Source organism: Myceligenerans halotolerans (genome assembly GCF_054782975.1).
The window spans coordinates 1-13,137 of record NZ_BAAGRL010000016.1; the positions used below are offsets into that span (position 1 = coordinate 1).

The following is a 13,137-nucleotide window of genomic DNA, read 5'->3' on the forward strand; positions in this document are numbered from 1 at the left end:
GGGCACCGGCCGGCGGGCAGCGGCCGGCGGGCAGCGGCCGGCGGGCCGGGGTTGCGGTTCGGCAGCGGCCGGCGGCCGGCGGGCCAGGATTGCCGTTCGCCGCACCCGCCGCCGTCGCACCCGCCGCCGTCACAGCCGCCGCACCGACCGCCGCCGGATCGACTCAGTTGCCGAACAGGTCCCGCAGCCAGTCCGGGATGTTGCCCGGGTCGGTCTGGTCGGAGCTGCTCGATCCCGAGTCGCCCGAGTCGCCCGAGCCGTCCGAGTCGTCCTGCCCGGGCAGACCCGGCTGGCCGGGCGTCCCCTGCTCCTGCTGGTTCTCCTGGGCGAGCTCCTCGTCGTCCCGCACGGCGAGAGGGGCGGTGACCTGCCGGGCCTCGCCGTCGCGCACCACGGTCAGCGTGACCTCCTCACCGGCCGCGTGCTCGCGCACGAAGGCGGTGAGCGACTCGGAGCCGTCGACCGGGTCGTCGCCGATCGCGACGATCACGTCACCCACCTGGAGCCCGGCCTCCTCGGCCGGCGAGCCCGCGATGACCTGCTCGACGCGCGCGCCGAGCCGGGTCACGCCGTCGGCCGCCGCCGTGCCGTCCGAGAGCGACACGCCGAGGAACGCGTGCTCGGCCGAGCCGTCGTCGATGAGCTGCCCGCTGACGTTCGACGCCAGGTTCGACGGGATCGCGAACCCGAGCCCGATCGACCCGGACTGCTGCGTGGAGTTCGACAGCGTCAGGATGGACGAGTTGATCCCGATGACCTCACCCGACGCGTTGAACAGCGGACCACCCGAGTTTCCGGGGTTCACGGCGGCGTCGGTCTGGACGGCGTTCGTCACCACGACGTCGCCTCCGCTCCGCGACGACGCGGACACCGGCCGGTTCAGCGCCGAGACGATGCCCGTCGTCGCGGTGTTCTCCAGCCCCAGCGGGTTACCCACCGCCATCACGGGGTCGCCCACGGAGACCGCGTCGGAGTCGCCGAGGGTCGCGGGCGACAGGTCGTCCGGTGCGTCCTCGAGCTGTACGACGGCGAGGTCCGTGGCCGCGTCCGTTCCGACGACCGTGGCGTCGAAGAGCCGCCCGTCGGCCAGTGTGACCTGCACCTTCTCGGCGCCGGAGACCACGTGGTTGTTCGTGAGGATGCGGCCGTCCGCGTCGATGACGACGCCGGAGCCCTCACCCTCGCCCTGCTGGGTCGCCACCTGGATCGAGACCACCGACTCCGAGACGGCGGCGCTGACCGCCTGCCAGTCGGGCGCATCGCCGCTGGACGAGACGGGTACGGCCTGCTGCTGCGACCGGCCGACGTCGGCCAGCGACGCCGACTGCGTGTCGTCGTCCAGCAGCGCGATCGCTCCCGCGGTACCGACGCTCGCCAGCAGCGCGGCGACCGCCGCGGCGCTCACCACCGGGACCCAGCGGCGCTCCTTGCGGCGCGTCGTCGTCGCGGCCCCCGGGGCGACGTACGGGTTGCTGTAGGCCGTCGCCGTGTCCGACGACGTTCCGGGGTCAGCCGGGTAGGTTCCCTGCGGCCCGGCGCCGGCCGGGTACGACTGCTGGGCGGTGCCGACCGGTGCGTGATCGTGCGACGGCGGCGATCCGGCATCGGCGTCCTGCCGCGCCTGAGATCCGGCATCGGCGGGCGAGTCCGTCGGCCGGTCGGCAGGTACGGCCGGAGGCAGCGCCGCCGCCGCGCGTCCGGCGGCCGACCCGTCGGCGGACTCCGCCGAGGCGGGCGGCTGCGGAGCGGGCGGCGGCTGGTGAGTCGAGAGCTGCTGGGCCGACGACTGCTGGGCCGACGACTGCGGACCAGGCATCTGCTGAGCCGAAGGCCGCTGAGCCGGGAGCTGCTGCGTGGGCTGCGCCTCCGGCCCACCCGCCGTCGGTGTCTGCGCGGCCGGTACCTCTGCGGCCGCTGCCGGTGTTCCGGCGGTGGGGACCTGCGCCGCCCGAGCCTCAGCGGCGGGGGTCGGGGCGGTGGGGCTCTCCTGCTGCTGCGGTGCGACGGCGTCGGCCGCCTCTGGCTCGTGGCCCTGTGGTGTGGGGTTCTGCTCGGTGTTCACGGTGCCCTCCTTCATCCGTGAACCACTACACACCGGCACTCTGACGCGATGCTTGACCCTGCCTGTGAGTTACCTGCGCGGGCTGAGAGCTTGCCCGGAGCGCGGGCGACCGCCACACGCTCCGGGCCACACGGCGTTCACACCACCCCGCGGACCGCGTCCGACACGCGGTGGGCCAGGTCCCGTGCCTCCGCGTGGCGGTCCGCGCGTGGCACCTGTACCTCGATGACCTGCACGCCACGGCTCGGCGCCTGGAGGGCGTGGCGCAGGCTCGGCACGTCCTTCACGAGCTGGTGATCCACGCTGTAGCCCGCGCACAGCTGCGCGAGGTTCGCGCCGTGGGGCGTGCCGAACACCCGCTCGAACCGGGCGCCGGCCAGGTCCGACGACGCCGCCAGCGCGCCGTGCTCCAGCGTCGCGAAGATCGAGCCGCCGTCGTCGTTGACCACGACGATCTCCAGGTCGACGGCAGGCTCGCCGGGGCCGCGCAGCAGGCCGCCGACGTCGTGCAGGAACGTCAGGTCGCCCACCAGCGCGCGCGTGCGCCTGCCCGCCCGCGCGGCCGCGAGCGCGACGCCGGTCGCCGTCGAGACGGTGCCGTCGATGCCGGCGAGCCCGCGGTTGGCGACCACGACGGGGAGGCCGCCGATGTCGTCCATGCCGAGCACGAGGTCGAGGTCGCGCACCGGGTTCGACGAGCCGACGACGAGCACGTCGTCGTCCCCGAGGACCGTGGCGACGGCGCGGGCGACGGACAGCGCCGTCGGACCGCCGACGACGGCGTCGTCGCGGGTCACCTCGTCGATCACGGTGGCCGCCGCGCGTCCGGCGGCCTGCCATCGCTCGAGCCAGTCGCGGTCCAGGTCGTCCGGGGTCTCGTACCATCCGGGCGCGAGGCCGGGCACCACCTGGGCGGCGTTGCGGGCGGCGTCGGGCCAGGGCAGGCTGCCGGGTGCGACGACGGTGACGGTGACGTCGGGCCTGGCGAGCATGCGCTGCACGGGGCGGGAGAGGGTGGGGTGGCCGAGCACGACGGCCTGCTGGATCTCCCCCGCGAGCCCGTCCTCGCCGAGCACGAGGCGGTATGCGGGGATCATGTTCGGGCCGCCGCAGGCGCCGGACGACGGTTCGGCCAGGAGCGGCCAGCCCTGCGCCTCGGCGAGCCGGCGGGCGCCGGGCCCGGCGCCGTCGCCGGCCACGACAACGGTGCGCCCGGGATGTCCGGGCAGGGCCGGGGAGGCGTAGTGCCGCACGGTCCCGGGGGCGACGACGGTCACCGGGCGGTTCACGCCCGCGTCGGAACGGCGCGCCGTCGGCCATCCGATCGGCGCCGGCGCCGCCGTGCCGGATGCGGCGTCGGAGCCGGGCGACTCCGTCCGGTGGGGCTGTTCCGACGGTTCGACGCCGGATCGGGGCACGGCCGGAGCGGCTTCGTGGCCCGGTATGACGGGCAGGGCGGGGTGGAGGGGGTCGCGGTAGGAGAGGTTCAGGTGGACCGGCCCGGGTGCGCCGTCGCGCAGCCCGAGCGCGGCGGAGGCGGCGCGTGCCGCGAGGGCGGCGAGGTCGCGCGCCTCGGTCGCGCGGGTCGCGAGGTCCGTGCCCGACGGCGCCGGGACGTCCACCTCGTACCGCACGGCTCCGGCGAAGATGCCGGGCTGGTGGGTGGTCTGCGAGGCGCCCGTGCCGCGCAGTTCGTGCGGGCGGTCGGCGGTGAGCAGGATCAGCGGGACGCCGGTGTGGTGTGCCTCGAGCACGGCCGGGTGCAGGTTGGCGACGGCGGTCCCGGAAGTGGTGATCACGGCGACGGGGTGGCCGGTGAGGGGCGTGAGGAGCTCGATGGGCGCCGATGGCTCCGGGGCCGGCGCTTCGTCGTGGGTCTCGCCGTGGGTCGCGGGGAGGTCCGGCGCCGCGTGATCCTGGCCGTCCCGGTCCTGCCTGTCCCGGTCCTGCCTGTCCCGGTCCTGCCTGTCCCGGTCCTGCTCCGGCGGGGAGTCGCTGTCCGGCGTCAGCATGCTGCCGCGCGAGAGTCCGAGTGCCAGGAATCCCGCCGCGCGCTCGTCGATCCGCACGTGCAGGGTGAGCAGGCCGGACTCCGCGGCCTCGGCGGCGGCGTAGGCGAGTGGCGCGGACCGCGACCCGGGTGCCAGGACGACGTCGTGCACGCCGTGCGCGACGAGTTCGGAGATCAGGCCGCGCGCCGCGCAGACCGAGGCGGGATTCTCAGGCATACGGCCAGGCTAGCGGCGCGACGGCCGACGGGCCGCGCGCGGCGCGTGGTCGGGAGTTCCGTGGTCGGGGGACTCTGCGTGGTCGGGGGATTTCCGTGTGGTCGGTCAAGTGCTTGACCGACCACACGGAAATCCCCCGACCACGCGACGCCTCCACCCCATGCGGTCGCTGCACGCTGCCGCCGCGGTCAGCCGGAGGAGGCGGAGCCCACGGTTTCGGTCGCGGCGAGGATGCTCACGAGCCTGGAGTATCGGGCGCGCCAGCGGTCGGAGAGGTCGCTGGGTGCCGTGGCCTCGGCCAGTGCGGTCGGGTCCGGGGGCGGGGACGGGCGGCGTCCCGTCAGGAACCCGTTCTCCGGGAGCAGCGGGTCGCGAACGACGTCGTGCTCCAGGAGTTGCGCCGTCGCGAGACCGCACGCGTGCGGGAGGTCCGGGAGCGCCGCCGCGAGCGCCACACCAGCGGCCAGTCCGACCGAGGACTCCAGCGCCGAGGAGACCACGACGGGCAGTCCCACCTGCTCGGCCAGGTCGAGGCAGGCCCGCACGCCTCCGAGCGGTTGCACCTTGAGGACCACGATGTCGGCTGCTTCCAGCCGGACGACTCGCAGGGGGTCCTCGGCGCGGCGGATCGATTCGTCGGCGGCGACGGGGACGTGTTGGGCGCGGCGGACGGCGGCGAGGTCTTCGACGGACGCGCACGGCTGCTCGACGTACTCCAGTCCGCGAACGCTGCCGGCTCGCCCGTCCCCGCCCGCCGTCCGGTCGAGGACGGGCAGTCTCCGCAGTGCCTCGTCCAGGCTCCAGCCGCCGTTGGCGTCGATCCGGATCCGCGCGTCTGCTCCGGCGTCGGCGGCGAAGAGTTCGTCGAAGGCGGACCGGACGGCCTCGATGCGGGCCTGCTCGGCGGCAAGAGGTTCGACGCCGCCGTCGGGCAGGCGCTGGGCGACCTTGACCTTGGCGGTCCGGCAGCCGCCGGAGCCGAGCACGATCTCGCGGGCCTTGTCGGGCCCGACGGCGGGGACGGTGACATTCACGGGGACGGCGTCGCGCACGGGTGCGGGCCAGCCGGTGTCGGCGGCCTCGCGGGCGGCGCGCAGCCAGGTAGCGGATTCGGCGTCGTCGTAGTCCCAGAACGGGGAGAGCTCGCCCCAGCCGGCGTCGCCCCGGATCAGCATCCCGTCACGCGTGCCGAGCCCGCGGAACCGCGTGCGCAGGGGCGTGGACCAGACGATGAGACCGGCGGGTTCGGGCATACGGCCAGGCTAACGGCCGGCCACGCGCCGGACGCGCGCTGCGGCGCAAACTCTCGGACGGCATGGTCCGCGTCGTTGCGGTGTAGAGATCGCGCGGGCGGGTGTGACCGGTCCGGCCGCAGGATCGGAGGGCGCCGCGCTCACGAACTACGCTGCCCTCGTGAGTAGCACCGACCGAGCCGAGACCCCGTCCGCGCAGCCGCAGCTCCCCCGCCAGGTCTCCGAGACCTTCGACCCGCGGCGGTGGCGGGAGGTCACCGGGTTCGAGGATCTCACCGACATGACGTACCACCGCGGCCACGACCACGCGACGGGGCGTGACCTGCCCGTCGTCCGGGTCGCCTTCGACCGTCCCGACGTCCGCAACGCGTTCCGCCCGCACACCGTGGACGAGCTGTACCGGGTGCTGGACCACGCGCGCATGACGTCCGACGTCGGCACCGTCCTCCTCACCGGCAACGGCCCCTCGCCCAAGGACGCCGGCTGGGCCTTCTGCAGCGGCGGCGACCAGCGCATCCGCGGCCGGTCCGGGTACCGGTACACGACCGCCTCCGACGGCGGCGGCGAGGTCGCGACGGCCGACGCCGTCGACCCGGCCCGTGCCGGGCGCCTGCACATCCTGGAGGTGCAGCGCCTCATCCGGACGATGCCGAAGGTCGTGGTCGCGGTCGTCGACGGCTGGGCGGCCGGTGGGGGGCACTCGCTGCACGTGGTGTGCGACCTGACTATCGCGTGCCGGGACCACGGGAAGTTCAAGCAGACGGACGCGAACGTCGGCTCGTTCGACGGCGGCTACGGCTCCGCCTACCTGGCCCGCCAGGTGGGGCAGAAGCGGGCACGGGAGATCTTCTTCCTGGCCCGGGAGTACTCCGCCGACGACGCCGAACGCTGGGGCGCGGTCAACGAGGTCGCCGAGCACGCCGACCTGGAGGGTCTGGCGATCGAGTACGCGCGCACCATCGCGACGAAGTCGCCGCAGGCGATCCGCATGCTCAAGTTCGCCTTCAACCTGCCCGACGACGGCATCAACGGCCAGCAGGTCTTCGCCGGCGAGGCGACCCGCCTGGCGTACATGACGGACGAGGCGGTCGAGGGCCGCGACGCGTTCCTGGAACGCCGCGACCCGGACTGGAGCCAGTTCCCGTACTACTTCTGACGGGCTCGCAAGGGCCGCTGATGCGTGAGGTGGGGTGGCGGGAGGCCTTTACGGGCATCTGACGGTCGCCTCGGCCACCGTCGCCTCGATCGCGGCGCGGTCCGGCTTCCCCGGTCCGCGCAGGGGCAGTGTGTCCGCCAGGTAGAGGCGCCGCGGCGCCGCGGCGCGGCCTACGGCGGCCGTCGCCAGGGCCCGCGCCCGGTCGGTCAGCGCCTGCGGGGCCTCGGTCAGGCGCGGAGAACTCGTGTCCGACGCCGGTCGCGGGCGCGCACGCGGCGTCGCCGCGCCGCCGCCGAGCGCCAGGACCGCGACGACCGCCCTGCCCCATTCGGGGTCGGGGACGCCGACCACGCAGACCTCGCCGAGATCCGCGAGCGCCGCCTCGACCGCCGCGGGGGCGACATTGACGCCGCCGGTGACGATGACGTCGTCGGCGCGGCCGAGGATCGTGAGGCGGCCGTCGGTGTCGAGAGTGCCGAGGTCGGAGGTGCGGAACCAGTGGGTGCCGTCGGGGTCGGTCCGGAAGGCGTCGCTGGTGGCGGCCGCGACGGCGATGGGGGCGACGGCGACAGGGGCGGGGGCGGGGGCGGGGGCGGCAGCAGCGGTGGCGGCGACGTCGTCGGCGGCGCCAGCGGCGGCGCCGGTTTCGAGATAGCCGCTGGCGATTACCGGGCCGGAGATCTCGACGATGCCGGGCGATGAACCGTGCGGGGCCCGCGAGTCGCCGGGCGCGCGCTCGGGGTTCGCCGGGGTGCCGGGGTCGACGGCGGACTCGTCGCGAGCGAGGCGGACGCGCACGCCCGCCAGGGGAACGCCGTCGTACACGCATCCGCCGCAGGTCTCGGACATGCCGTAGGTGGCGACGGCGCGGACGCCGGCGTCGCGGAGCCGCGCGCGCAGCGGGAGCGGGGTGGTGGCGCCGCCGAGGAGGACGGCGTCGAACCGGGCGAGCGTGTCCAGGCCGGCGGGGGCGCCGTCGTCGGCGGCCTCGACGAGACGGTGGGCCTGCGTGGGGACGAGGGAGACGTAGGTGCGGGAGCCGTCGTCGTCGGACAGGAACTTTCCGGCCGCCGCGGCGAACCGGTCGGGGGTGAACGGCCCGTCCACTCCCCCGCCGACCCGGGTCCCGGCGACGACGGACCGCGAGATCACCTGGAGGCCCGCCACATGGGTGGCGGGGAGGGCGAGGAACCAGCGGCCCGGGCCTCCGAGGCGCTCGTGCGTGGCGGTGGCGGAGGCGCGGAGCGCGGAGGCGGACAGCGCGACCTCGCGGGGGGCTCCGGTCGAGCCGGAGGTGCGGACGACGAGCGCGGTGCCGCGGGGCGGCGGCGCGGCGGCCAGCAGGGGCTGCGGCGCGTAGGGGGTCCCGCCGTCCAGGGCCTCGCGGATCGCCGCGACCACGTCCTTCAGCTCATCCCGCACCCGGCCAGCCTACGAGACCGGCGGGCAGGCCCACCGCCGGACCGTCACCTGCTTCCGGCCCGCGCTGCCGCTCAGTCGCCTGTGCCGCGCGTCCGGGCGATCGAAGCGGACCACGTGACTGCCCGGCAGCGACGCCTCCGCACGCCCTCTCGTCCCGCCTGCTCGGCCCACACCTGCTTAGTCTGGGGGCGATGCAGCCCGCTAGGGTGTGGGGCCAGTCCCGGAGGCGGCCGGGGACGAGCACCGAGCGCGGACCCGGAGGAGAGATGAGACGGACCCTGCGACGGACGCGAGCGGCCGGGGTGGTCGCCGTGATCCTGGTGGCGGTGATCGGGATGAGCGCCTGCACCACACCCTGGGGACGGGACCTGGCGTGGCCGTGGGACGAGCCGGAACCTCTGCCCACGCCCACCGAGACGACGGCTGCGGACACGGCCGCCCGCAAGGCCGAGCCACCGCGGCCCGTCCCGAAGCCGGTGTACTGGCCCCTCACCGGGATCGAGGGCGACGAGGCGAAGATGCGGCACCCGGCCGTCTCGGTCAAGATCGAGAACGCGCCCGAGGCGCGCCCGACGCGCGGCCTGGAGCACGCGGACATCGTCTGGGAGCAGGTCGTCGAGGGCGGGATCACGCGCTTCGTCGCCACCTACCACTCGACTCTGCCGGACGCCGTGGAGCCGGTGCGGTCCGTGCGGCCGATGGATGCGGCGATCGTCGCGCCGATGAAGGGCATCCTCGCGTACTCAGGCGGGCAGCTGCCGTTCATCGACCAGGTGAACCGGGTGAGCACGCAGTCCGTGATCATGGACGACGGACACGCCGGCTTCTCGCGCAACCCGAGCCGCCCGGCACCGCACAACGTGATCGGCCGGCCGCACGTGTTCCTGTCCCAGGAGCGTGAGGACATGCAGCTGCGCTCCCCACCGCGGTCGCAGTTCACCTACGCGCACGAGAAGGGCAAGGGGTCCGCCGCCACGCAGGGCCGCAAGGCGGGAACCCTCAAGGTCCGCCTGTCGAACCAGCAGACCAGCAACTGGTACTGGGACGGCGACAGCCGCACCTACCGGCGCAGCGAGGGCGGCGTGCCATCCATGTCGATGTCGGGCGCGCGGCACAGCGCCCGGAACGTCGTCGCGCTGAGGATGAAGGTGGTCATGACCCCGTACACGGATCCGAGCGGCGCCCACGTGCCCGAGACGAAAGTCGTCGGTTCCGGCGAGGGCTTCATCGCCGCCGACGGCAAGGTCGTGAAGGTGCGCTGGAAGAAGGCCGCGCTCCGTGCGCCGATCAAGCTGACCCTCACCAACGGCAAGCCGGCGAAGCTGGCCCCCGGCAACACCTGGATCGAACTGGTTCCCGAAGCCACCGGATCCTGGTCGGTCCCCTGACCGCTCCGCCGCTCGGGGCCGACGTCAGAGCGCCAGGCCGACGCCGAGCAGCAGGCCGTAGCCGAGCTCGAACAGACCCGTGCCCGCCAGGACCGGAACGAGCAGCTTGCCACGCGCGCCGGCGATGATCGGCAGCGCCAGGAGCGCCGCCGGCCCGATGAGCAGCACCACCAGCAGCGACCACGGCGCCCAGAACGCACACACCATGCCGAGCAGCACCGGAATCCAGAGCAGCCCGAGGTACACCCGCCGCGCCCGGTGGTCACCGATCCGCACCGCCAGGGTCCTCTTCCCCGCCAGCACGTCGCCGGGAATGTCGCGCAGGTTGTTCACCATCAGCAGCGCGCACGCGATCAAGCCGATGCCCACCGCCCCGAGCAGAGCCGGCCACGTCACGACGTCGGCCTGCGTGTACGTGGTGCCGAGCACCGCAACCAGCCCAAAGAACACGAAGACCGCCACCTCGCCGAGCCCCGCGTACCCGTACGGCCTGCGGCCGCCCGTGTAGTACCAGCCCGCCAGCACGCACACCACGCCGACGGCGAGCAACCACCAGTGCCCGCTCACCGCGCACAGCGCCACACCGAACACACCCGCCGCACCGAATGCCCCGAACGCGGCATGCTTCACGGCCCGCGGCACGGCAGCACCGGACGCCGTCAGCCGCATCGGACCCACCCGGTCGATGTCGGTGCCCCGGACACCGTCCGAGTAGTCGTTGGCGAAGTTCACGCCGACCTGCAACGCGAGCGCGACGCCGAGCGCGAGCAGCGCCGCAACCCAGGAAGCCGCATCCACCTGCGCCGCCGCACCCGTGCCCACCATGACCGGGGCAGCCGCGGCCGGCAACGTGCGGGGCCGCGCCCCGGAGATCCACTCGGCGGCTGTCGCCATGCGTGCGCTCCTAACAGGTCGATCCGACGTGAGATGTCGATCCGGCGTGATCAACGAGCCCGCCCGGTCGGCAGTTCCACGCGGGTTGGGTTGTGCAGCTCGGGTGATGCAGCTCGGGTGATGCAGCTGGGGTGGTGCAGCATGAGCTTGCTTACGTCCAGGGCGTCCATGGCGTAAGCAAGTTCATGGCTCCGCACGGCCGCTCGCGGCTCACTCGGTCGCGCGGTCGACGACGGCGTCCTCGTGGGCGGCGTCCGCGTCCGCCGCCGAAGCGCCCGTCCGGGTGCCACGGCGCTCGCGGCGGTCCGCCAGCCACCTGGCGGCGGCGTCGCGCGGTCCGCCGAGCAGCACATAGGACAGGGCGAACGCCGCGACCGCGGCGACCCCGACGAGCAGCCAGCTCCGCAGACCGGCGAGATGCAGGAGCCCGAGCGCACCGGCGAACAGGGCCAGGCGCAGCATGGTGTAGATCACGAGGGGCACCACACCATGGTAGGTCTCCGGAACGCCGCCGGGGACCGCGGGGACCGCGGGGACCGCGGGACCGCGGGACCGCGGGAGCAGAGGCCGGCCGGAGGCCCTCGGGAGTCCCCCGCGACGATCGGCGCGCACCCGCTTCGAGCCCGGGTTCACTCCGGGCGGACGCGTCGGAGGAGACTCGCGGGCCCCACAGCGATTAGCCTCTCCGACGTGCGCCCCCTTCTGCTCGGAGTCCTGTACGTCGCTCTCGTCGCCTACACACTGGTGGACGTCGCCCAGTCCGACGACGAGGACCGCCACGGCATCCCCAAGGCCCTGTGGGTCGCAGCAATCATCTTCCTGCCGCTCGTCGGGTCGATCGCATGGATCGTCCTGGCGTTCACCGCACGCCGCCGCAAGGGGCGGAAGGCGGCGGCCCCGTGGGAACGCGCGAACGGTGGCGCTCCGACGACGCCGCGTGGCGACGAGCCCCCCGCCGGCCCGGAGGACGACCCGGAGTACATGTGGCTCCTGGAGCAGGCCCGGCGCCGGAAGGAACGTGAGGAGCGTCTCCGCGACGAGCAGCCTCGCGAGGATCCCGACGACGAGTCCCACCCGGACGACCGCCCCCAGAACGGCGACCGCCCGAAGGATTCCTCGGACTGACGTCCGGTCCGTGCAGCGGTCACCGGCCGCGCGGGTGCCGTGTCCGTCATGCCGGCACCGGCCGCATGACCTCCACCGGCCGAGAGATTCCGCAAGCTCCCAGGAATCGGGGCCTACGCTGGAAGCATGTTGATCCGCGTAGGCCTTCCGATCCTCGCCGTGGGACTTCTCGTCTATGCGCTCGTCGATGTGCTCGGCGCGCCGCCGCAGGAACGAGCCGGTCTTCCGCGCTGGGCCTGGGTGCTCATCGTGCTGGTCCCGGTGCTCGGCCCCTTGGCCTGGATCTACGTCCGCACGGTCGTCCGTCACACAGGCCGCCTCGACCGGTGATCCCCGGCCGCGCGGGGCCGCGGGGCCGCGTCCCGCGCGGTGGAGGCCGCCGCCGGATGGGCGTTCGCGAAGGGTTTCCACCGGCTGGACCTCGACCACGCGACCGGCAACACGGCGTCGTGCCGCGTGGCCGAAAGAGCCCACTTCACGGCCGAGGGGACCCGCCGCAGTGCCGCCCTGCACGAGGACGGCTGGCTCGACATGCACGTCCACGCCCGTCTCGCACCCGACGCCTGACAGCGCGCGACGCGGGCCGAGCGCGGTGGGTCAGCTCAGGCCCGAGTACGAGTGCTTCCCGTTGAAGATCAGGTTCACCCCGGTGAAGTTGAACAGGACGCAGGCGTAGCCCGCCACGACGAACCAGGCCGCGCGCCGCCCGGACCATCCGCGCGTAGTCCTGGCGTGCAGGTAGGCCGCGTACACGACCCAGACCACGAAGGACCAGACCTCCTTGGGGTCCCAGCCCCAGTAGCGTCCCCACGCGTCCTCGGCCCAGATCGCCCCGCCGATGATGGTGAAGGTCCACAGCACGAACGCGACCGCGTTCAGCCGGAACGACAGTGCCTCCAGGGCGTTCGCCGACGGCGTGTGGTCGAGCCACCCCCACCGGGCGAGCCACGGCGCGCCCTCGTCACGGGTGTCCCGAAGTAACTGCAGCACCGAGGCCACGAACGCCACGGTGAAGATCCCGGTCGCCATGATCGCCACGCCGACGTGGATCACGAGCCAGTAGTTCTGCAGCGCGGGCTGCACACCCGTGGCCGCCACGAAGAACGCGTTCTGCGCCAGCACGAGGAACACGGCGCTCAGCCCGGCGACGAACGCTCCCAGGAACCGCGCCTCGCGGGCCAGGCACACCCCCACGAACACGGCGACCGCCACGAAGGTGCCCACCAGCGTGAACTCGTACATGTTGGCCCACGGCGTCCGTCCGGAGGCGATCCCCCGCAGCACGATCGCGACCAGCAGCATCCCGGCGGCGAGCCACGACAGGGACAACCCAATCCCGGCGCCCTTCCGTGACACGCCGTCCGCGGCGGCATCGCTCCCGGGTCCGTAGGCCGTCGTCGGTCCCGCCCCGGCGCCCGCCGTCGTCCCCGGCGCTGCCGCGCCCGCGCCGACCACGGCCTTCTCGCGCGCGGCGTCCCGCACCGCCACCCGCGCGCCGGAGAGGCGCGCCAGGTCCGCCGCGAACGCGATCATCGCGATCGCGAGCGCCGTGGCGGCCGCCCACACGAGCAGCACGCTCAGGTTCGCCATCTCCATGTCTCAGTCCTTC

General features: G+C 74.1%; 11 protein-coding genes and 1 pseudogene. 5 read left to right on the forward strand and 7 right to left on the reverse strand.

Annotated elements, in window-relative coordinates; all coding sequences use genetic code 11:
- Window positions 1–163 precede the first annotated feature (163 nt).
- The 3 genes from ACYVK5_RS11825 to ACYVK5_RS11835 all read right to left on the reverse strand — a co-directional run bounded on the left by ACYVK5_RS11825 (window position 164) and on the right by ACYVK5_RS11835 (window position 5,543).
- Complete coding sequence (locus ACYVK5_RS11825; RefSeq protein ID WP_460705111.1) at window positions 164–2,062, reverse strand: S1C family serine protease; 1,899 nt, start codon at window positions 2,060–2,062, stop codon at window positions 164–166.
- 137 nt (window positions 2,063–2,199) lie between these two features.
- Entirely contained in the window at window positions 2,200–4,290 is a 2,091-nt protein-coding gene (gene menD, locus ACYVK5_RS11830) for a 2-succinyl-5-enolpyruvyl-6-hydroxy-3-cyclohexene-1-carboxylic-acid synthase (protein ID WP_460705113.1), read from the reverse strand.
- 188 nt (window positions 4,291–4,478) lie between these two features.
- The gene (locus ACYVK5_RS11835) at window positions 4,479–5,543 is read right to left on the reverse strand and encodes an o-succinylbenzoate synthase (RefSeq protein ID WP_460705115.1); all 1,065 of its coding nucleotides are present in this window, start codon (window positions 5,541–5,543) and stop codon (window positions 4,479–4,481) included.
- A 160-nt stretch (window positions 5,544–5,703) separates the two neighbouring features.
- On the opposite strand from ACYVK5_RS11835, the gene ACYVK5_RS11840 reads away from it, so the two are divergent.
- Window positions 5,704–6,699 (forward strand): 1,4-dihydroxy-2-naphthoyl-CoA synthase, encoded by a 996-nt coding sequence (locus tag ACYVK5_RS11840; protein ID WP_460705117.1) that lies wholly within the window; start codon window positions 5,704–5,706, stop codon window positions 6,697–6,699.
- A gap of 48 nt (window positions 6,700–6,747) precedes the next feature.
- Here ACYVK5_RS11840 and ACYVK5_RS11845 read toward each other — a convergent pair whose 3' ends face one another.
- Window positions 6,748–8,121, reverse strand: coding sequence for an AMP-binding protein (locus ACYVK5_RS11845; RefSeq protein ID WP_460705119.1), 1,374 nt, complete (start codon window positions 8,119–8,121; stop codon window positions 6,748–6,750).
- Window positions 8,122–8,387: 266 nt separating this feature from the next.
- Here ACYVK5_RS11845 and ACYVK5_RS11850 point away from each other — a divergent pair, with 266 nt between their 5' ends.
- A complete protein-coding gene (locus ACYVK5_RS11850; protein ID WP_460705121.1) occupies window positions 8,388–9,509 on the forward strand; it encodes a DUF3048 domain-containing protein in 1,122 nt (373 codons plus the stop codon).
- Between the two features lie 24 nt (window positions 9,510–9,533).
- Here ACYVK5_RS11850 and ACYVK5_RS11855 read toward each other — a convergent pair whose 3' ends face one another.
- Complete coding sequence (locus ACYVK5_RS11855; protein WP_460705123.1) at window positions 9,534–10,403, reverse strand: 1,4-dihydroxy-2-naphthoate polyprenyltransferase; 870 nt, start codon at window positions 10,401–10,403, stop codon at window positions 9,534–9,536.
- Window positions 10,404–10,613: 210 nt separating this feature from the next.
- Window positions 10,614–10,886, reverse strand: coding sequence for a DUF4229 domain-containing protein (locus ACYVK5_RS11860; RefSeq protein ID WP_460705125.1), 273 nt, complete (start codon window positions 10,884–10,886; stop codon window positions 10,614–10,616).
- A gap of 207 nt (window positions 10,887–11,093) precedes the next feature.
- Here ACYVK5_RS11860 and ACYVK5_RS11865 point away from each other — a divergent pair, with 207 nt between their 5' ends.
- The 3 genes and pseudogenes from ACYVK5_RS11865 to ACYVK5_RS11875 all read left to right on the forward strand — a co-directional run.
- Window positions 11,094–11,528, forward strand: a complete 435-nt coding sequence (locus ACYVK5_RS11865) for a PLD nuclease N-terminal domain-containing protein (RefSeq protein ID WP_460705127.1) — start codon at window positions 11,094–11,096, stop codon at window positions 11,526–11,528.
- Between the two features lie 126 nt (window positions 11,529–11,654).
- Complete coding sequence (locus ACYVK5_RS11870) at window positions 11,655–11,858, forward strand: PLDc N-terminal domain-containing protein (protein WP_460705129.1); 204 nt, start codon at window positions 11,655–11,657, stop codon at window positions 11,856–11,858.
- A 12-nt stretch (window positions 11,859–11,870) separates the two neighbouring features.
- Window positions 11,871–12,095 (forward strand): annotated as a pseudogene (locus ACYVK5_RS11875) (GNAT family N-acetyltransferase); the annotation flags it as partial.
- Between the two features lie 30 nt (window positions 12,096–12,125).
- Here ACYVK5_RS11875 and ccsB read toward each other — a convergent pair.
- Window positions 12,126–13,124 carry a c-type cytochrome biogenesis protein CcsB gene (gene ccsB / locus ACYVK5_RS11880; RefSeq protein WP_460705131.1) on the reverse strand — a complete coding sequence of 333 codons (999 nt, stop codon included), beginning with the start codon at window positions 13,122–13,124 and terminating at the stop codon, window positions 12,126–12,128.
- Window positions 13,125–13,137: the final 13 nt, after the last annotated feature.